The 19080-nt window shown below is 41.6% G+C and carries 19 protein-coding genes and 2 pseudogenes; 15 read left to right on the top strand and 6 right to left on the bottom strand.

All coding sequences use genetic code 11. The features are described from left to right. Positions 1–678 precede the first annotated feature (678 nt). A complete protein-coding gene (locus CKY02_RS19565; protein WP_112896586.1) occupies positions 679–1668 on the top strand; it encodes a glycosyltransferase in 990 nt (329 codons plus the stop codon). A gap of 52 nt (positions 1669–1720) precedes the next feature. On the opposite strand, the gene uriH is transcribed toward CKY02_RS19565, so the two are convergent. Then, positions 1721–2671, bottom strand: coding sequence for a uridine-preferring nucleoside hydrolase UriH (gene uriH, locus CKY02_RS19560; protein ID WP_112879297.1), 951 nt, complete (start codon positions 2669–2671; stop codon positions 1721–1723). Positions 2672–2936: 265 nt separating this feature from the next. Here uriH and CKY02_RS19555 point away from each other — a divergent pair, with 265 nt between their 5' ends. The 4 genes from CKY02_RS19555 to CKY02_RS19540 all read left to right on the top strand — a co-directional run bounded on the left by CKY02_RS19555 (position 2937) and on the right by CKY02_RS19540 (position 7059). Beyond that, the gene (locus CKY02_RS19555) at positions 2937–3692 is read left to right on the top strand and encodes a response regulator transcription factor (RefSeq protein ID WP_112896585.1); all 756 of its coding nucleotides are present in this window, start codon (positions 2937–2939) and stop codon (positions 3690–3692) included. A gap of 108 nt (positions 3693–3800) precedes the next feature. Further along, on the top strand, positions 3801–5105 hold the full coding sequence (locus tag CKY02_RS19550; RefSeq protein WP_112896584.1) for an NAD(P)/FAD-dependent oxidoreductase: 1305 nt from the start codon (positions 3801–3803) through the stop codon (positions 5103–5105). A 64-nt stretch (positions 5106–5169) separates the two neighbouring features. Further along, positions 5170–5538, top strand: coding sequence for a cupin domain-containing protein (locus tag CKY02_RS19545; RefSeq protein ID WP_112896583.1), 369 nt, complete (start codon positions 5170–5172; stop codon positions 5536–5538). Between the two features lie 27 nt (positions 5539–5565). Then, positions 5566–7059 (top strand): aldehyde dehydrogenase family protein, encoded by a 1494-nt coding sequence (locus CKY02_RS19540; protein WP_112896582.1) that lies wholly within the window; start codon positions 5566–5568, stop codon positions 7057–7059. Positions 7060–7139: 80 nt separating this feature from the next. Here the strand turns inward: CKY02_RS19540 and CKY02_RS19535 are convergent, their stop codons facing one another. Beyond that, positions 7140–8237: a Fic family protein gene (locus tag CKY02_RS19535; protein ID WP_112896581.1), complete on the bottom strand. Its 1098-nt coding sequence runs from the start codon at positions 8235–8237 to the stop codon at positions 7140–7142. Between the two features lie 236 nt (positions 8238–8473). Between CKY02_RS19535 and CKY02_RS19530 the strand changes: the two genes are divergently transcribed. The 8 genes and pseudogenes from CKY02_RS19530 to CKY02_RS24950 all read left to right on the top strand — a co-directional run bounded on the left by CKY02_RS19530 (position 8474) and on the right by CKY02_RS24950 (position 11694). Beyond that, entirely contained in the window at positions 8474–8737 is a 264-nt protein-coding gene (locus tag CKY02_RS19530) for a type II toxin-antitoxin system ParD family antitoxin (RefSeq protein ID WP_040148927.1), read from the top strand. Beyond that, the gene (locus CKY02_RS19525) at positions 8734–9039 is read left to right on the top strand and encodes a type II toxin-antitoxin system RelE/ParE family toxin (protein WP_112896580.1); all 306 of its coding nucleotides are present in this window, start codon (positions 8734–8736) and stop codon (positions 9037–9039) included. Before CKY02_RS19530 ends, CKY02_RS19525 begins: the two co-directional genes overlap by 4 nt. 240 nt (positions 9040–9279) lie before the next feature. Then, complete coding sequence (locus CKY02_RS19520) at positions 9280–9711, top strand: DcrB-related protein (protein WP_112896579.1); 432 nt, start codon at positions 9280–9282, stop codon at positions 9709–9711. 24 nt (positions 9712–9735) lie between these two features. Next, positions 9736–10314, top strand: a pseudogene (locus CKY02_RS19515) (PAAR domain-containing protein); the annotation flags it as partial. Then, positions 10265–10426 (top strand): annotated as a pseudogene (locus CKY02_RS25925) (RHS repeat-associated core domain-containing protein); the annotation flags it as partial. The pseudogenes CKY02_RS19515 and CKY02_RS25925, both read left to right, overlap by 50 nt. Positions 10427–10462: 36 nt before the next feature. Beyond that, positions 10463–10870, top strand: coding sequence for an RHS repeat-associated core domain-containing protein (locus CKY02_RS19510; RefSeq protein ID WP_240002099.1), 408 nt, complete (start codon positions 10463–10465; stop codon positions 10868–10870). Between the two features lie 111 nt (positions 10871–10981). Next, positions 10982–11497, top strand: a complete 516-nt coding sequence (locus CKY02_RS19505) for a hypothetical protein (protein WP_240002098.1) — start codon at positions 10982–10984, stop codon at positions 11495–11497. Between the two features lie 32 nt (positions 11498–11529). Continuing rightward, the gene (locus tag CKY02_RS24950; RefSeq protein WP_157852095.1) at positions 11530–11694 is read left to right on the top strand and encodes a hypothetical protein; all 165 of its coding nucleotides are present in this window, start codon (positions 11530–11532) and stop codon (positions 11692–11694) included. A gap of 245 nt (positions 11695–11939) precedes the next feature. Here CKY02_RS24950 and CKY02_RS19500 read toward each other — a convergent pair whose 3' ends face one another. Next, positions 11940–12599 (bottom strand): response regulator transcription factor, encoded by a 660-nt coding sequence (locus CKY02_RS19500; protein ID WP_112896575.1) that lies wholly within the window; start codon positions 12597–12599, stop codon positions 11940–11942. Positions 12600–13172: 573 nt separating this feature from the next. Here CKY02_RS19500 and CKY02_RS19495 point away from each other — a divergent pair. Then, positions 13173–14666: an APC family permease gene (locus CKY02_RS19495; RefSeq protein WP_112896574.1), complete on the top strand. Its 1494-nt coding sequence runs from the start codon at positions 13173–13175 to the stop codon at positions 14664–14666. After that, positions 14641–15261 (top strand): DUF3156 family protein, encoded by a 621-nt coding sequence (locus tag CKY02_RS19490; RefSeq protein ID WP_167405342.1) that lies wholly within the window; start codon positions 14641–14643, stop codon positions 15259–15261. Before CKY02_RS19495 ends, CKY02_RS19490 begins: the two co-directional genes overlap by 26 nt. 73 nt (positions 15262–15334) lie before the next feature. On the opposite strand, the gene CKY02_RS19485 is transcribed toward CKY02_RS19490, so the two are convergent. From CKY02_RS19485 to CKY02_RS19475, 3 genes are read right to left on the bottom strand one after another with little or no spacing between them, the layout of a single operon-like run. After that, positions 15335–16783 (bottom strand): pyridoxal phosphate-dependent decarboxylase family protein, encoded by a 1449-nt coding sequence (locus CKY02_RS19485; protein WP_112896573.1) that lies wholly within the window; start codon positions 16781–16783, stop codon positions 15335–15337. Positions 16784–16807: 24 nt separating this feature from the next. Beyond that, on the bottom strand, positions 16808–18109 hold the full coding sequence (locus tag CKY02_RS19480; protein ID WP_112896572.1) for a SidA/IucD/PvdA family monooxygenase: 1302 nt from the start codon (positions 18107–18109) through the stop codon (positions 16808–16810). Between the two features lie 2 nt (positions 18110–18111). Next, the gene (locus CKY02_RS19475; protein WP_112896571.1) at positions 18112–19077 is read right to left on the bottom strand and encodes an ABC transporter substrate-binding protein; all 966 of its coding nucleotides are present in this window, start codon (positions 19075–19077) and stop codon (positions 18112–18114) included. Positions 19078–19080 lie beyond the last annotated feature (3 nt).

Raw genomic sequence — 19080 nt, 5'->3', positions numbered from 1 at the left:
TTCCATACTTCATCTGTTAACATAGTTCTTGGCATGATGGTGAGGTAGAGTCGTTTTTTGGCGAAAGCAATTATACCCCATCATCATGCTGTTCAGTAATTCCTCTCAAAACGTCAACAGCCCCTAGCGCAGCTCAGTTTCATTGCGAATATACCCGTTATCTTTCAAGTTGCCTCTTTGTTGGCTGCACTCACCCCGGTCACATCATTATCTATGCTCCCGGGGATTCGCTCCCTTGCCGTCGCGATGCATCTTGAAATCCATAAGTATATTATTATCTGCTTTATATTAGTTGATGTGAAATATAGTGAGTAATTGTTTAACTACGGTTGAACTATTATTGGTTTTAACAGTAATATTGGTGAAAATGTCGGCTATTGATAAATGTGAACGGTAAAAGTTATTAATGGCGATGTTTATATAATAATTAATTGGCAATAGATGTGGCATTAAAAGATAAATTATCTGGATGTGTTTGATTATATAGTGTATATCAATGATAATGATTTAAAATAAAAATCACTATAAATCATTATTATTTTATTTTTAGTTGTAATATAAAGGTAATAAATATTTATTAGATTTATCTTTATCTATGGAAATTATTTTTATAATAAATATCTAGCTGATGTCAATATAAAAAACAACACTTTTGTACTAAAGGAATATATTGATTTTATGTCTATATCACTAAAACTCAGCATTGTCGTATCTATTTATAATGGAAAGCGGTTTTTACCGCAGTTTTTTGTCAATTTATCTCGGCAAAAGCTAACTGATTTTGAATTAATTTTGGTTGATGATGGTTCAACGGATAATAGTCGCCAGATTATTGAGCAATATGCCGAAAAATTCCCAAAGACAGAAATTATCATGCAGAAGAATCAAGGAGTTTCTGTTGCCCGTAACACGGGGTTAGCGAAAGCCAGAGGTGATTATGTGGCTTTCCCTGATATTGATGATGTCATTTATCCGGGTATGTATAACCGGCTGTTAGAGATTGCTCAGAATAATGATTTGGATATTGCTACTTGCAACGGTCATTATGTTTATGATGATGGTCGGCCTGCTCGAAAGATTTTTCCTTCCGAGCGCCTCTCTTCTACCGCGGTTTTGAGCGGGCCAGAATGGTTGCAACAAGCACTGAGTTCACGCAAATTCCTGCATGTAACTTGGCTGAATATCTACAAACGGGCTTTTCTGACAAAACATCATTATCAGTTTGAACCGGGGTTGCATCATCAGGATATTCCGTGGACAACAGAACTCTTGTTGACGGCAAATCGGGTGCAATATATTGATGAATCTTTTTATGATTATCTGATTCACGCCGCTTCGGTGTCCCATGTTCCTGCGGATGATCGTATTAAGGTAAGAACAGCACATCACTATATGAAAATCTTGGAGATGCTGAATAAGATTAATCAGCGTTATCCACAGCAAGTCAAGCAGGTGCCGGCGTGTCATTGGCAGATCGCGAAAGAGGGGCTAGGGATTTTGCATACGATTAATGAGATAGAATCCTCTACGATAAAACAACAAATCGTTCATGAATTGTTTGAGCGCGGTATTTGGTCAATGATCTGGAAAAATGCCCGTGGATTTAGATTGCGTTGGCGTTTGGCTCGTCGATATCCGCGACTTAGGGCGGTGTTAAAAGCCGTTTAATAGTGAAAATAACGGCTTTATTATCGTTCCCTACCTGTGGTTATTTTCCATCTTAATCGCAGGTATCGCCGATGTTTTTCAACGCATCAATAATCAATTGCCAGAATCGCTGTTGATCGAGTTTGACTGCAACTTGGGTATGGCAATCTTCTGATGGTGGATAACGGAAATCCGCTACGGTCATTCCCACAGTTAAGGTACCATTCAGTTCAATATTGACGGGGACTTTTTGCGTTGTCATCACTGTAGGATCAATAATATAGGCGACGGCGCAAGGATCATGTATTGGAGGGCAGTTGAAACCATGTCTCTTCTGATAACTTTCACCATAGTACTCCAGTAGCTCTACGACAAATTGAGACGCTTTGGTATTAATACGTGAAATTGCTTTGGTGATTTCTGGCGTGGCCCGTGCTTGGTGCGTTAGATCCAGGCCGACCATCGTCAATGGCCATTTTTCATTGAAAACAATATGTGCCGCTTCCGGATCGGTTTTGATGTTGAATTCTGCCACTGCGCTTCTGTTAGCCGTGTGATATCCACCGCCCATTAATACCACTTCTTTTACCCGTTCAACGATCTTCGGTGCTTTACGGACGGCGAGAGCAATATTGGTTAAGCTGCCAACGGGAACCAAAGTCACCGTTTTGGGCGGATGAGACATAATAGTATCAATGATCAGATCAGTGGCGTGGCGAGGATCCAGAGTTCGAGAGTGTTTAGGCAACTTCACGCCACCCAGACCAGATTCGCCGTGAATATCCGATGCCGTTTCGAGCTCGCGAACTAATGGCCGATGACAGCCTGCGGCAAAGGGCACACCGGTAATACCGGCAATATGCGCTATCGCCAGCGCATTGTGAGTGACTTTATCCAGTGTCTGATTCCCGACAACTGTCGTGACGGCTAATAGCTCAATATTAGGGTTGCCATGCGCCAATAACATCGCAATAGCGTCATCATGTCCCGGATCGCAATCAAGAATAATTTTTTTGGTGGTCATTTTTACTCCTTGCCAGAGAAAGTGATATAAAAAATGAGCATAATCCAGTTAAAACGTCTATTCCGTGACAAAATCTTAGATCTGGGTGGGTGCTCTCATAAATAATTAGTAAAATGTTTCATAATTGTGATTTGATTAACACATAAACGATAATTGAGTTGTGGAGCCAGTTTAAGTGTGATTTTTATATAGTTTCGCTATGGAATTGGCGAGCAATATCTGCTTCGGATTTATTATTAATTTATGAATAATTGCGAGGGCTTGAATGGATATTCATGTAGATAGATTATCAACAGTGATTGAATCGGTGGCAACCAGTGAATTTTATCCTAATTTACTGACTTGGCTGGAACAATTTATTACTTTTGATAACGCCATTGTTTATGCCTTTGAACAAGGTTCTTCTCCGCGTTGTTTGAGTAAAACCGAGAAGAAAAACAGTGATGCAATAAATCAGATTTATCAACAGGGCGCTTATCTGCAAGATCCGTTCTATCAAGCCTTGATGGATGGGGCTGACACTGATCTATTTACCTTACGGGAACTAGTCCCTTCAGGGTTTTATCATACTGATTATTATCTGAATTTTTATCGTAAAACTGGTTGGCGGGATGAAACGGGGGTTTTACTGAAGCTCTCTCCCCAAAGGCAACTTGGCCTGTTTTTTGGTAAGGAAAATCAGCCATTTTTCATCCAGAAACAGCATCGGAAAAACTTGAAAACTACACTGGAAATTATCCGCAGTGTAGCGCGATTACATGATGATATGACGCAGCAAGCCCCTTCTGCTGAAATGGTTTATCTGGATACTCAGACTCGTTATGCCTTGACTCCGAGAGAATGTGAGATTGTGGAGTTGATATTGCAAGGTAAAGGCTCACCACAGATTGCAGAGAAACTTTTTATCAGTACGGGGACGGTGAAAAACCATCGGAAAAATATTTATCAAAAATTACAAATCAGATCACAAGCAGAGCTTTTTAGCCTGTTTATGGTGCCACCTACCCGTTATTTTGCCTGAGTCACAAATGTTAAAACTGTGTTGCAAATATCCCTAAAGGGACATGGTGATGTGACTCTGCGCTACAGATAATCCGGTGATTATGTTGGATGCTAATCGGGCTATCACATGAACAATCATCTTGATTCATTAACTTATTACGCTGCGACCAAGAAATATGATCTTCGTTTTCCGGCATTACAAGAAGATCTGGATGTAGACGTCGTGATTATCGGCGGTGGATTTTCCGGTATCAATACTGCGCTTGAACTGGCGGAAAAAGGTATCACTAATATTGCGATCTTGGAAAGCCGTCATCTTGGCTATGGCAGTACAGGTCGTAATGGTGGTCAGGTTATGGCGGGTATCGGTCATGATCTGGAGGTGATCAAACGCCATATTGGTGAGCGAGGGTTGGAAACGATCTTTCAGATCAGTAACCTGGGTGCCGGCATCATTCGTGATCGTATCGCTAAATATAATATTGATGCTGATCTCTGCCGTGGTTATGGCTATCTTGGCATGAATAAGAGGCAGGAAAAGACGTTACGTAGCTGGTTGCAAGATTTTAAGGCGGTTTCTCCTGATGAAGAGATTGAGCTTTACACCGGCTCTGATGTGAAAAAGGTGATTGGTTCTGATGTTTATACTTGCGCGTTGAAGCATATGGGGGGTGGGCATGTCCATTCCCTAAACCTGTTGCTAGGTGAGGCAAAAGCGGCGACAGACCTTGGCGTAAAACTCTTTGAGGACAGCCAGGTACTGAATATTGAATATGGTCCCAGAGTAACGGTTCGTACCGCGATGGGATCGGTTCGTGCTAATAAAATGTTGTGGGCCTGTAACGCCTTTCTTAATAGTGGTCTTGAGCCATATATTTATAAAAAGGTGGTCAACACTTATGCCTTCCAATTAATGACGGAAGTGTTGCCGGATGATTTGATTGAGAAAATCAGCCCGATTCGCGGTGCATACAGTGATATTCGTCCGGTTATTGATTACTTCCGTGTGACGAAAGAAAACCGTCTCTTGTTCGGTAGCGCAACCCCCTTCATTGAGCATATCCCATCTGATTTGAAAGCCTGGAACCGCCACTTGATGCTGAAAGTTTTCCCCTATCTGAAAGATGTGAAAGTCGAACTGGCATGGGGAGGGCCGTTGTGTTGCAGTGCGAACTTGTTCCCACAGATTGGCTCTTTGCCGCAGCATAATAATGTGTTCTATGTGCAGGGGTATTCCGGTTTTGGGGTCACGCCAAGCCATATCGTTTGTAAAGTATTGGCTGAAGGGATGAGTGAAGGATCTGAACGTTATGACCTGATGAGTTCAATTCCTCATGTGAATATTATTGGCAAAGATAAGTTGCGACATCTGATGGTATCAGCGGGCAAAATTTGGCATCAAACGTCAGGGTATTGGAAAGGTCGCCGTTAATTTATTGATATCAATAGTATTCATTGGACAATTCATAAATTATTTTATTTGGAACGAGAACATTATGATTAAATCATTTTTACTGAACAAATCCCTGCCTGAATTATTGGACATTGGTAGCGTAAGCAATCTGGGAGCGACTGTGTTGGAAGGCGATCCGCAGGCCAGTATGGCAATGATATTTGGTGAACCAACGGATAGCCTAACATGTGGTATTTTCGCTTGTACTCATGGCAAGTTTAGTATGGTGTATCCGTTTGATGAGCACGCAACCGTGACAGAAGGTTCGGTAAAATTGACCGATGTGAAGAGCGGTGAAACCGTTGAATATCATCCGGGGGATTCCTGGTTTGCGCCGAAAGGAACGGAAGTACTGTGGGAAATCACCGCTGACCGTTTTGTGAAGCATTATCTGGCTTGTATTAGAGGTTAAAAAACACTTATTTGATAGAGGTAAATAATGAGTGATATTAACTTATTACAGTCAGTTACGGCCTTTTTGCAGCATAATCATGGACATTATATTAATGGTCAGCCGGTCATTGGTCAGGGGAGTGAAACGCTTTCTGTGGTAAATCCCGCGACTGATGAAGTTATTGCAACGGTTAATCAAGGCGGTGAAGCGGAAGTAAATGCCGCTATGCAAGCGGCACGTGCGGCATTTCATGGGGTATGGGCCCAAACTTCACCGATGGAGCGCGGTCATTGCCTGAATCGTCTGGCAGATCTATTGCTGGCACATCGGGAAGAGTTGGCGCAGTTAGAAACCCTCTGCTCCGGTAAAACTATCCAGTTGTCCCGCATGCTGGAAATTGATTCCTCCGCTCAGTTCCTGCGTTATTTTGCCGGATGGTCAAGTAAGATCAGCGGAGAAACCCTGAATGTCTCTTTGCCCTCTTTTAAGGGTGAACAATACACGGCGTTTACCCGTCGCGAGCCGATAGGTGTTGTGGTGGGGATAATTCCGTGGAATTTCTCCATCATGGTTGCTATCTGGAAAATAGCGGCTGCACTGGCTTGCGGCTGTACCATTGTATTGAAACCCAGTGAATACACCCCGTTGACCATGCTCAGAGTGGCTGAATTAGCCAAGGAAGCGGGTATTCCTGATGGTGTCATTAATGTGATTAATGGTTCAGGTTCGGTGCTTGGTCCTGCGCTGATAGGTCATCCATTGTGTGCCAAGGTGACTTTCACCGGTTCAGTGCCAACGGGTATTGCTGTTGGTAAATCAGCAATGGAACAGGGATTGACTCGTGCCACGCTGGAATTGGGCGGCAAGAACGGCGCGGCGTTTTTAGCGGATATGCCTGTTGAAAAAATTGTCGATGGTGTTTTAGAGGCTGGTTATCTCAATCAAGGGCAGATTTGTGCGGCGGCGGAACGTTTCTATATTCCTGCAAGCCATATGGATGACGTGTTGAAATTATTGTCTGAAAGACTCGCGGCAATGAAAATTGGCTCTCCTTTGGATGAATCAACAGAAATGGGGCCGTTGGCAAACAAAGCACACTATAACAAGATCCTGTCCCTGTTTGAGCAAGCTCGTCAAGAAGGCAGTGAGATTGTTTACGGTGGTCATGCTCTGGCCGGGCCGGGTTTCTTTGTGGCACCAACAGTGATTCGTACTAACAGCCCTGAAGATTCATTGATGAAGGAAGAGACATTTGGCCCTGTTGGGACTTTCCTCAGTTATAACGATGAAGAAGAACTTATTGGCTTGATGAACAGCACTCCATTTGGTTTAGCGGCGAGTTTGTGGACCAATGATCTCAGCAAAGCCATGCGCATGATCCCGCGTATCGAAGCGGGGACCGTTTGGGTCAATATGCATACATTCCTTGATCCGGCATTACCATTTGGTGGCACTAAATCCTCAGGTATTGGTCGTGAATTCGGTAGCGCCTTTATTGAGCACTATACTGAATTGAAATCCGTGATGGTTCGCTATTGATTTGATATTCGGATCAAAATAAGCAAGGCCCCTTGATTGAAGGGGCCATTGTCAAACCTAAGGTCATCACTGGCATTGATTCAATCTTTGTGATTAATAACGTAACGAGTGCTACGACCACCGGCCCCGGTGCTTTCTAAACAATTTAGTTCAACCAAATGTGCCAAGTGTCTGGTTGCAGTGGCACGACTTACCTTCGCCACCTTTTGATATTGGCTGCTGCTAATGCCTTGCTCAAAATGGCCGTCCAGCATACGGTTTAGCACCTTAGTTTGCTCTGCGGTAAGTTGAGTCTGGTCTATTCGCTGCCAAAACTTAGCTTTTTGCACAACCTGATTAATTTCTTGCAGTTTGTTTATTAAGGTCTCATTCAATATTTTCAGAAACCAAACCAACCAATCAGTAATATCCAAGCCGCCACGTTGAGTATTTTCAAGGAGTTCGTAATACGCCTTATGATGATGACAAATACTTACCGACATTGCATAGAAACGGATTGAGCGGTTTTCGGCTTGAGCAAGTGCAAGGTCTGTTAGAAATCGAGTAATGCGCCCGTTTCCGTCTTCTAAAGGGTGAATTGTTACAAACCATAAATGAACAATTGCTGCTCTGATGATGGGATCGAGACTGGCATCTGTTCGGGATTGGTTGAACCACTCTATAAATTGGGGCATTTCGTCGACCATTCTTTCTGGCGGTGGCGCTTCAAGGTGAACGGTTGGCTTATCTAAACGACCGGATATCACTTCTATCATCCCTTTGCGTAATTTACCTCTTTGTATCGGATTGAACATGGTATAACCTTCAGGGAATATCAACTGATGCCATCTGAGGATACGCTCAAGGGTTAAATCGGAGTGGCTATTTTCTATCACATCAAGGGCAACCTCTGTAATGCCGTCACTCTTCTCTATGATTGGATAAGGTTTTTCTTCCGTAATGCCTAGTCTGTTTGCCAATGATGAACGTATCGAAGCCGCATTCAATCTTTCGCCTTCAATTTCACTTGAATAGAGTATGCTAGATAGAAGGCTATCAAGCGTTGCCTGCTTGGTGTCTTCATAATCAGATTTGCCTAATAACAATCCTTGGTTGAAGTGCACATCTCGCAGTAATGGTGCAATAGTATCGGCATTCCAATGGAATTTCGGCCAGTTCGGTTGTTCCCATATCCACATTGGCTTTGCTTCACCTGTGAGTCAAATAAGGCTTTTATTCTACTCATCAAATGAGGCAAATATCAATGTCATTTGACTCATTCTGAGCTTTTCGCCTGGTATTTTGTCAACATGAGGTGAAATCACCAATATCGGGAAATAATTAAGTCTCTTGCCTGTCAAAATATTGCCGAAATGATGCCTCTAAATTATACTAATAGTTATTAATAGATATTAAAAACAGTGGAGGCATGACTATGCCGACAAGTGTAGCACTAAGCCCTTATTTTGAAGCATTTATCCGCAATCAGATTGATAGCGGCCGTTATAACAATACAAGCGAAGTCATTCGCGCCGGTCTTCGTGCGTTAGAAGAGCGAGAGCAGCAAGTAAAAGTTGAATCACTCAAAAGCGCTATAATGGCTGGCATCCAAAGCGGTGAAAGTAGAGATGCGGGAGATGTTTTTGACCGCCTTACGCAAAAATACAAGAACATGGCCGAAGGTAGTCAGGGTAAATGAAACTGAGTATTTCGCCTCTGGCAGAACACGACCTTGAAGAAATCGGCGATTGGATTGCACAAGATAATCCTGTAAGAGCGCTCAGCTTTACCAAAGAGTTATACCAGCAATGCTTGTTATTAGCGGAAGCACCCGCAATTTATAGGGAAAGACCTGAGCTCGGGAAAGGGGTCAGAAGCAGCGCTTATGGTCGCTATGTCGTTTTCTTTCAGATTATTGATGATACAGAAGTCCGTATAGAACGGATACTGCATGGCTCTCGGGATATAGTCAGTATTTTTAATCAGCCAGATGACTTGTAGATCGACAACGTATATACCCTATTGATTTCAAGATGCCTCTTGAAATCAATAGGGTATAATTTGTTTTATAGTTATTGATATGTTAAAAAGATTGATAGATTTTTATTCGTAAATTAGCTTGTTGATTAATAGGAATTAACAACTCTGGTGCTTCCAATAAGGATATTTCATTTATACGAGAATACTTAATCATGGTGGTTTTAACTAATAATACTATGGTGATGACGGAGGTAAAAATAGATGGATAATCATCTCCGTTGTCGGTTTAGTGAAGGCAGCATTACCCTACCAGAAGGTTATCAAGAGCAAACCGTCAACATCATTACAGCCCCTAATGCCCCTGCATTGAACATTTCCCGTGATAGTTTGGATGAAGGTGAAAGCCTGACCGACTACTTGGTTCGTCAAAAAGAGTTACTAAAAAAAGGATTGCGAGATTGGCAATTACTTGACGAACAGCCTGCGGTTCTTGGTGACAGCCTGTTATCCGGCACCGCGCTGTTTTCCCGTTATCGTCCCAAAAAAGAGCAACAAGTTTATCAATATCAGGCGGTGTTTCTATTAGATGACCGTAAGGCGCTGATTTTCACTCTGTCGGCACATCAGGCCCTATCTGAGTCAGAGCGCCAATGGCTGGATGGTTGTCTGAAGAGTTTTCAATTACCACACTGATTTTTTTGATAAGGGGATATCGCCATGCCAGAAGCGGCACGGTTGGGTGATACAATAGGCCATTCTGGCGCTTTAGCTGGATTGATTGGTGGGACGATTTTAGGAGCAGCTATCTCTGCAATTGGCGGTATTGTAGGTGGAGCGCTGTTTGCTGCGGGTATTGCGTCCTCCTGCTTGGGGGTAGGTATTCTACTTATTGGCCTGTCTGTTGCGGTTGGGATGTTGGCAAGCCATCTGGGGGAAATGGCCCGAGATAACTGTACCAAATCGGGGGCAGCGTCGCGAAGTCCCTGTGGAACAATTACCCGTGGTTCCTCTAATGTATTTATCAATGGCAAACCGGCGGCTATCGCAACCTATAGTCAGGTTGGGTGTGACAAGGATGGCACGCGCCAGATGGCTGAAGGCTCCAGTTCTGTTTTTGTTAATGGTTACCCATTAGCACGGGTCGGGGATAAGACTACGTGTGATGCGGTAGTCATGACCGGTTCTCCGAATGTTTTTATCGGCGGCGGCACGAAGCCTACCGAAGCGGTGACGCCAGAAGTGCCGCATTGGGCGTATCAGGTGTCTGACCTCACGATATTGGCGGCTGGGCTTATTAGTTTTCTGTGGGCAGTATGAGGATGAGGAAAGCGGTTTATTTTACAACCGGCACCGTTATTACGAGAGTGATACAGGCCAGTACTTATCGCCAGACCCCCTAGGGCTAAAAGGCGGACTGAACTTATATCAGTATGCGCCGAATCCGGTGACTTGGATTGATCCTTTAGGTTGGGCGGGCAATCCTAAAACGGCAACGCATATCACTTATCAGGGTATTGATGCTGAAACTGGCAAACCGTATGTGGGCTATGCCAGTAAGCAGGGGCGACAGGCAGCCCAAGAGATATTGAAATATCGATATGGTAACGGTTTTGGTCGCTTTGGTGGTAAACCACCTGAAGTTATCTATGAAGGTTATTCTCAAGCAGGTAAAGATACTGCTCGTGGATTAGAACAACGGCGATTTGAAAATCTGGGTGGTCTTGAGGGTACAGCTAATAAACAAAATCCAGTGGGACCAAACAATACCCGCCGGACTGATTATCTGGCTGCGGCGGACGAACATCTAGGGCAAACAGCTAAACGCAACGGCAAAGGAGGCAGCCGTTGCTGACGGCTGTTTTGATCAATGGTGAAACGAATTGTCTGGAAGCATAACCATCTGGTTAATATTAAACTGAGGGATAATCTGTATACCATTGGACAGATGCTTAATAGTGTAGAAATGCAGTTTTATGATATCTGTAATACAGATGGAGTCTGGAAAAATATTGATTTAAATCAAGTGCCTACTTTATTTCGGATTTTAGTTGTCAATGCTGCTTATAAATTGATGCCAGATAAAATTAAGGATAAATCAGTTATTCCTAATACTCAATCCTATAATAATTACTGGATAAAGCCTTATTCTTCATTCGATGGTGATCATTATCCTGGAGGTAAAAACTCTTTTTTATTTATGGGCGGTAAACTGATTGATATCGGTCCTGAGGGTAATATCGGAACCACACTGGCACCCGTATTAAAAGAAGACTTAACCTTACCAAACGATCGGGAACTCATTGAAAAATATGAACTAACCAATATGTGGTCACATGAAGAGTTAGCAGAACGTCTGTGTCGTTATTTTGATACCGGTATTAACCGTGATGACCTGAAATTCGAGGTGTTTCCGGGACTGTGGGATGATAGAGAGCAATTAAGGCCCTTGACCAGTCGTTTACCGGTACCGCTACGATAATATAGATAATATATAAAAGCCGGAAGATCTCTGTGATTTTCCGGTTTGATCAAATAACACTGAGCGCATCTCTCTTCCCCCGCCTGACCGCCGTCTGGCAGGTATTGTATAACGGCAACCGTGTACTGCTCTGTCGCTATCACTACAATGAACATGCTCAACTGGTGGGTGTCAGCCATCGGGATACCTCCATATAATAAATCTAAAGATGAAATAATTAATATGTTCACTATCGAAGAATAAAGTTAAGAGCCGGAATATCCTCACGATCTTCCGGCTTGATTATGATCTACCGTAACTTAATCTCATTGAACTGGCTCTGTTGCCGGAGTAGTCTTGTTTACCCAGTTGCCGCTCAGTGCATAGCAGATGGTGTAATAACATTCTTTGGAAAGCCATTTAACTGGGTTATTGTTGCAGATAATTTATCAAATCCTACCAATCACAAATACCGAGTAATAAACCCACTGGAAACGAGTTCAGTACGGTTAGTCACTTTTGTTTTGGCAAAAATATTGCGCAGGTGGGTTTTGACGGTAGATAGGGAAATATTAAGTATCTGTGCAATACGTTTGTTACTTGATCCTTCTCTTATTAAATTAATAATTTCTTGCTCTTTAGCTGTCAGAATAGTTGGTGTTTCAGGAAGCAAATCTCTGACAGCTAATTCAATTAATGGCAGAATAGCACTGAGGCGGTTAAAGTCTTTTGGTGTAAATAGGGTATCTCGTAATAAAGAGACGCCGGCAATAATTCGGTTGTGTTGACGGATAAATATTTCGGCGATGTCCTGTATATTATTTGGCTGCATAAATTCATGGTAATATTTATTATGTTTCGTCAGTGTTTTCTGATCCATGCCAACCATATTAATATCACCTTGTTGATAATTAGCTGGTTTTAATGGATCTAAATGCTGAAAATGAGCCAGATAATTCTGGTGGGTTTCGTCTGAGATGCCGTACAGAATGTAATTTTCAGGGAGTAATTCATTATTCACCAGATAGAATGCTGCGGCTGAGATAGGAACCAGATGTGCAATAGTATTTAAGCAACTGTAGATTAAAGCATTTTCACGGCTATTCGGTAGTACAGTAGACAAGGAAGTTCTCCCTTTATACCTGTTATCTTTCAAGTTGCCTCTTTGTTGGCTGCACTCACTCACCCCGGTCACATAGTTACCTATGCTCCCGGGGATTCGCTCCCTTGCCGTCGCGATGCATCTTGAAATCTATTGGGTATAGAATAATATCTAACTGGATAAATCAATAATGAAGATTAATCGAATGCTAGTTAAAATGCAAAATCAACACAAAATAAACATATTAATAACGTGATATAGATTGCAATAAATGAAATTTCTCATTGTGATGATCACCTGTTAAGAATAGAGGTTTTGGTATATATCTGAAATAATTTCTTAATGTATTAACTAAGCGATTTTATTTTTATTGATTGATATTTAAGTGATTATTTTTGATTTTTGTTTTTTTCTGGTATTTTTCGTCACAGCTTTTCGGCTATAAATCCCCCTTTAGGTATCGTTCTTTAGGACGATAGTCGGTATTCCGTTTCACTTTCTATAGTGTATTTATCCTCAATAAATTGTACAAAAAATTCACAGATAAATCGTTGTGATCGTTATTTCTACGACTGGAAGTAAGAGGGAAGATAAATGAATATGTCAACACGACTGACTTCGCATATTGAAAAGGGAGTAGTGGGGTTTCCTACCGCACTGGCAAGTTCCATCGGGGTGATCATGGCGAGCCCGGTTATTTTGACCGTGACCAGTGGCTTTGGGATTGGCGGTGACACTTTCGTACTGGCAATGTTGATCAGTTTTATCATGATGCAGGCCCAAGTGACGACGTTTGCGGAGGCAGCCGCTATTTTGCCTACTTCCGGCTCTGTTTATGACTATATTTCTTGTGGCATGGGGCGGTTCTGGGCAATTACTGGCGCACTTTCGGCGTATTTGATTGTTCATATTTTTGCGGGTACGGCAGAAACGATCCTCTCCGGTATTATGGCATTAGTGAATTTTGACAGCCTTAATACGATGGTGGAAAGTCATAACGCTTCATGGATGGTCGGTGTTGGGCTAGTTATTACGTTCGGATTACTGAATGCGTTGGGTATTGAAGCGTTCGGTAAAGTCGAAATTGTGCTGACATTCTGCATGTGGAGTACTTTGGTTATTTTCAGTATTTGCGGATTATTAATGCCATTTGCTGTGCCGCTGGAGAGTTGGTTTGGTGAGGGGCTTAATGTAAGCGATCCCTTAGCAGTGCTGAGTCTGGTAGGTATGGCGATGTTTATGTTTGTCGGTTGTGAACTAGTGACGCCAATGGCACCGGAAATTAAAAATTCTGCCAAAGTTTTGCCGCGAGCAATGATGACGGGCCTGTGTGGGGTGGCTTTCTGTATGGGTCTATATGGGGCGTCAATCAGTCATCAGGTAGAAAATGTGCTGGTGGATGTAGAAAATAATGTTCGCTTGCTGGAAACGCCAATGGCCATTCCTGCTTTTGCTGGCCAGGTGATGGGGGATTTTGGTAAATATTGGATTGGTATCGGGTTATTATTGGCGGGAGCGGCAACGATTAATACCCTGATGGCGGCGGTCCCACGTATTCTCTATGGTATGGCATTGGATGGTGCGTTACCGCGTATTTTTGCTTATCTACATCCACGTTTTAAAACGCCAATATTTGGGATTTTGGTTGCGGTAATGATCCCCTGTTTACATGCCTTTATTATTCAAGGTGATTTGGGTCGGATTATGCCTTTGGTGCTGGCAGCGGTATGTGCCTGGTGTGTCGCTTATTTGCTGGTGACATGTTCCGTGATATTACTGCGTATTCGCAGACCTGATTTACATCGTGCTTATAAATCCCCTTTTTTCCCATTACCTCAAATTGTCTCTAGTGTAGGAATTATTTTGGCGATCATTCACATTACACCTCCGGGAATGAATCCCGGTGATGTGTATATTCCATTCGCCATCATGTTGGGCTTGACCGCCAGCTATGCCCTGTTTTGGACGCTCTGTGTGCAACGGGTGAATCCGTTTAAACCCGTACCCGTTGAACAGGTACTTTCACATACTTTCACTAAGGGTGAATTGCCGGAGGTACAACTTGAGCCACTTCGTTCCCTTAATTGATGGTATTTGGCGGCGGTTAAATAAACCCCGCTATCCTACTGGCTATCAGGCAGGTATAACGCTAAGCCGGTTGAAACAGAATTTATCGCCTTATCGTTGTGAGCGTTTATCAGCAGAAAGTTTGCAAGTGACATTACCTGATGGATTGCAGATTGAAGTTTGTGAAAAGCCGAAGACGCTGTTTCTGGCCTATATTGTCAGTTGTTGTTTTCGTTTGCGGGGAATCACGTTACTTAAGGAAAAAATCGTTATTAAAGCCAAGGTAAAGGGGATATTTCGGCGAAAAACCGTGACTTATTACTGTTGTCATGGTGCAGAGTTTGGGCAACAGATTATTGATTTACTCAATCAGTATCCATTAATCGGTGAAACATTGGCAGAATTGGATTTCCGGCATCTCACATTAAATATTCATCAGGGACGATGGCAATTTGAGGTGGAACATTTTGCCGCTTCTGAGGTTGTCAGCCGATTGCCGGCCAGTCGTCGTTATTTACGTTTGACTTCTGAACAGCGCCATTTGTTGCTCAGTACGTTGTTGATGTTTAGTCAACTCATGAGGAAGGTAGATGAAAAAACAATAAGATACGGATAACTTTTGTTTATTTTTAAATAAAAACCACCGCTCTTTATTCAAGAGCCGGTGATGATGTGAGCGCAATAGATATTTACATTGGCACAGAATTTCTCGCCATATTTAAAGTATCGACAAGCTGATCAATATCTGATTTGCTGGATCTAAAACTGGATATACAAAGGCGCAGGGCTTTTGTATTGGCAAAGGTGGTTATTGAGATCCAGCATTGATTAATCTCTAATACTTTCTCTAAAATTTTATTAACATCAAAATCCCCATTATCACGGATACAAATAACAGGCAAAGCAGAGGGATTCAATATCTGCCAATCATTTTTCGCCAGTTGTGATCTTAAATAATCAGCAAGATTGATCTGATAATCAATCATATTGCTAAATCCCGTTCGGCCAAGAATAGCCAGAGGCATAAATAGTTTTAATCCGTTAAAACGTCGGGACCACTGAATGGAGTGAATGTAGGGATCGGAATTAATATCATCACTAACCGGCATATAATTGGTGGAAACAGCAAAAGGTGTTGTCAGAATATGTTTATCTGCACATATAAACATGCCAGTACCCATTGGGGCAGAAAGCCATTTATGGGCGTCAATGGTAATGGAATCAGCCTGTTCAATACCCTTGAGATGATGAGAATATTGATCACTTAACAGGATTGCGCCTGCCCATGCTGCATCAATATGGAAGAACAGTTGATATTTATTTGCCACAGCGGCAAGTTCTGGTAGCGGATCGATAATACCTGCATTTGTCGTTCCAGCGGTTCCAACAATCATGAAAGGTTTATTGCCGTTCGCTATATCATTATCAATAGCTCGGGTTAAACCTGAAATATCCATTATTCCTGTATGATCAACCGCTATTAATCTGACAGCACTGTGTCCCAAGCCAGATTGTAATGCTATTTTTAACCAGGCAAGATGGCTATCTGAAGAGATATAAAAAATAGGTTGCCCATTTATTGACTGTAAACCCTGTTGGGCATAATCGGGAAAATGTTTTGTCAGGGCACAAATAAGCGCAGTACAATTTGCTTCTGCACCACCGGTAGTAAATGTGCCTCCGCTATTATCAGCATTAAATCCTGCCAGGCTACCAAAATATTTAATTAATTTTTCCTCTATTTCAACGCAGGCCGGGGCGTGACTCCAGACCGCTAATTGTGGATTATATAGCGCAGTAATAAAGTCAGAAATAATACCCCAGAAAGTTGATGATGGATTAAATAGCCCAAAATAATGCGGGCTGGTGACATGAACAATTCCTTTTTCCATAAGGTGTAATACATCATTTAAAACCTCTGTTGGCGAAAAATTGCCATCAAAGGTGTATTTTGATAAAGCGTGGGAAATATCAGTTTTGGAAAGTGAAGGATTAACTCCCATTGTCGGCAACTCAGCAATGTGATTGTTAACTGAATTCTTTATGAATTCAATAATATCATTACGTTGATGTATCTCAGGAAATAGTGAAGAGATGATTTCCTTGTTGATATCCCATCTGTCATTTGTGTCTATCATTTGATTGATCTCCTCCTGTAAAAATTAAATAGCGTAATCATCAGTCGTTCCGGTATTCGCTTTAATAGACTCATATATTCTTTCTGCTCTTATCGCGACCGCGGAAAAAGATTGAGCATCGCTAATACCATGAGTTCGTTCTGAAAGGCCATTGACATAAAGATGAGCAGTACCACAATTTTTTAATTTCACTTTATAGTCACTGTCGATGGTAAGCCCACCTTCAAAATCTTTTACCAAAAATTGATCGAATTTTGCCAGTAGATCAGGTAGCGGGTTTTGATAATATCCCGTGCCTAACACGATAGCGTCACAAATATGGTGAGTCTCTTCACCAGTAAATGTATTTTTAATAACAATTTGGTATTCTTCGTGAGAGTGGTCAATCGTAATTATTTCTGAATTGACCATCATGTGAAGACGTTCTTTGCCAATGACTTCATCTTCATACATCGTTGAAAATAGCGATTGGCTCTCATCAATATCAATGCCTGAATAGTTTGTACTTTTAACGTGTTCGAAAAATACTTTTTTGTTCTCCGGGCTTAAAGATTTAAAGTATTCGATATTTTCTGGTAAGAATACCAGATTGGGGAATTGGCCTAGTTGCGCGATCTTAAAGCCGATTGAACGATGAAGTGAAAGAATGTCAATATCATCTTTTTTATTGATTAAATCAGCAATCACTTCGCCGGCACTTTGACCAGAACCAATAACCATCCATCTTCGGGGTATGTTATTTTGGAAATTATTTATTTTTTCTAAATATGCAGAGGTATGAAAAACATGATCACCCAACAAGTTATCAAACATTTTTGGCGTAAATGGCGTTGATCCGCTGGATAATATCAGCGTATTGGTAACATACTCAAAATCTTCCCCAGAGACACTAAAGCCATCCAGTAATCCACGGTTGATAACCGGATATATATGAGCCACATTTTTTTTGTATTGCACATAATTTTCCAGTTTTTGTCCAACCCAGATCATGTAATCTGACCATTCAAAGCGACTTGCTGGACGACCTAATAAGCCAAATTTAAACAGGCGATTTTTTTCTTTCAAATACATGGCAAAACTATAAGGACTTTGTGGGTTTCTGGGGGTCACTAAATCCCGATAAACATGATGATTAATATCGGTGCTTGGCAATAATAAATTAGGATGCCAGGCACAAGAATCTGCTTTTTCAAGTGCTAAGAAATTATTTTGCAATTGATACTGGTGTTCGATTTTTTTCTCATCAAATATACAAGCTAATGCGAGACCTGCGGGTCCAAAGCCAATGCTGAGTACATCTATAAATTTTTTATTATTTGTATTCATTGTTAAGCTCTCGAATTAATGGGTAAAATATAGCGTGGCTTCATAATGGAGTTCTCATTCATCCATAAACATAATTTAGCGGCTGAGCATTCCCCTTTAATGAACTTAATATGGCCGAGGATTGTCTGGAATGTCTCTCTATTCAAACGATGTAATAATTTATCGGGAATCGCTAATTGATGGGCAATCTCCAATGCTGCAAAGGTTTCAAGAAAGAAGATGTTAGGGAATTGGTGGTATTGTTGGATATAGTGTTGGATACAGGATTCCAGTGGGTTAATGAATTCGACTGGAGCAAATCCGATACTGGTAATTTGTCCATTTTCCACATTTTCTGGCAAATTAAGTTGCTTGCATGCAGCATCATCAGTAAGGATAATTTTTCCATTTTTCTTTTCAGAGAAATAATGATGAAGAAATTTTTCACTTTTACCGATAGTACCAATAAAAATAATTTGATCGGTATTGTCATTGGGTTTTACCGCAGCATCGTCTCTGCTCAACATTCTGCGAATATCTTCTGCCAGATTATCACTATATTTTGAGCCATCGGTTTTTATTTCATAATAGTGATCTCCATCTTCTTTTGTTAATACAGTAAGTGCATGGGCAATATTTTTATTATTGAAGCAAATTCTGAATATATTGCTATTTCTTATGGTCAAGGTAGTTTCAGTTGCAGTAGGTAACAGAACAGGAATGTTATGATGTGAGTAGACTTCCGCCGCACCTATTGCCGCGTTACTTGAAAAATGACCTATGACCATATCGACATTGTTCTCAATATTATAGTGTGCTGCTTTAGCACCTCCTTCAATTGAGCCATAATCTTCACTGAAGATAAATTCCAGTGTGCTATTGTTATGTAGATCTTTAAATATCTCAATAGCACGCATGACAGTTAATGCATGTACCGATCTCTCAGGATCTAAAATGGCGGAAATGCCGCAAATAAGCTTGCTATTCATTTT

This window comes from Photorhabdus bodei, from assembly GCF_003287735.1.
Taxonomy (GTDB): Bacteria; Pseudomonadota; Gammaproteobacteria; order Enterobacterales; family Enterobacteriaceae; genus Photorhabdus; species Photorhabdus kayaii.
The sequence above is the reverse complement of the archived record's forward strand: the minus strand, read 5'-3'. Positions and strand labels throughout refer to the sequence as shown.